Below are 297 nucleotides of genomic sequence, written 5' to 3'. Positions count from 1 at the left end.
ACCACGGTATGATTCATGACTGGGGTGAAGTCGTAACAAGGTAACCGTAGGGGAACCTGCGGTTGGATCACCTCCTTACCGAAAAACGAGCGACAATAAGTGTCCACACAGATTGACTGATAGAAAGTAGAAAAGAAAGAAAAAAAGACCGCACTTTAAACTGTTGCTTACTAGGTCGAGCAAGATAAACGAATGAATGAAAAAGAAGTGCGAAGACAACAAATTATCTTTACCTGTTGTCCCCATCGTCTAGAGGCCTAGGACATCGCCCTTTCACGGCGGTAACCGGGGTTCGAA

The 297-nt window shown here is 45.1% G+C and carries 1 rRNA gene; it reads left to right on the top strand.

Annotated elements, in window-relative coordinates:
- Positions 1-78: ribosomal RNA gene (locus ACTG7L_RS10830) — 16S ribosomal RNA — on the top strand; the annotation flags it as partial.
- Positions 79-297: the final 219 nt, after the last annotated feature.

It is taken from the genome of Lonepinella sp. BR2357 (assembly GCF_051851525.1).
Classification (GTDB): Bacteria; Pseudomonadota; Gammaproteobacteria; order Enterobacterales; family Pasteurellaceae; genus Lonepinella.
The sequence above is the reverse complement of the archived record's forward strand: the minus strand, read 5'-3'. Positions and strand labels throughout refer to the sequence as shown.